Source organism: Psychrobacter sp. T6-4 (assembly GCF_052258425.1).
Taxonomy (GTDB): Bacteria; Pseudomonadota; Gammaproteobacteria; order Pseudomonadales; family Moraxellaceae; genus Psychrobacter.
Map to the genome: position 1 here is coordinate 1 of NZ_JBQQEZ010000035.1, position 553 is coordinate 553.

At 74.7% G+C, this 553-nt stretch carries 1 protein-coding gene; it reads left to right on the top strand.

What is annotated here, in order from left to right; translation table 11 throughout:
* Positions 1-553 (top strand): efflux RND transporter periplasmic adaptor subunit (locus tag ACTXGE_RS12505; RefSeq protein WP_443560325.1); only part of this gene is annotated, 553 nt, incomplete at both ends.

Genomic DNA, 553 nt, shown 5'->3' on the forward strand with positions numbered 1-553 from the left:
GCGCCGGGCGCGCCCGGCGGCCCCGCGCGGCCCGGCCGCCTGTGGATCGGCCTGCTGGCGCTGGCGGGGGTCGGGCTCCTGGGCTACCGCCACTGGCCGGAGCCGTCCCGGGCGGCGAGCCCGCCGCCGCAGGCGGCCAAGAAGCCCCAGACCGTGCGGGTGGCCATGGCCCGGCAGGCCTCCGACACGCTCAGCCTGACCCAGACCGGCACCACCCAGGCCTTCGACACCGCGAGCCTCTATCCGCGGGCGACCGGCTACATCGTCGAGCGCAAGGTCGATATCGGCTCGCACGTGAGGAAGGGCGACCTGCTGTTCCGGATCAGCGCGCCCGACCTCGACCAGCAGTTGGTCCAGGCGCAATCGCAGGTGCTGCAATTGCAGGCGGCGCTGATCCAGGCGCGCGCCATGGTCGATCAGGCCGAAGCCAACCGCCACCTCGCGGACGTGACCAACCGGCGGACCTCGACGCTGGCCGGCAGCGGCACCGCGACCCAGCAGAACGCCGACACCGCGCAGGCCGGGGTGCTGGCGCAGGGCGCCAACGTCGACG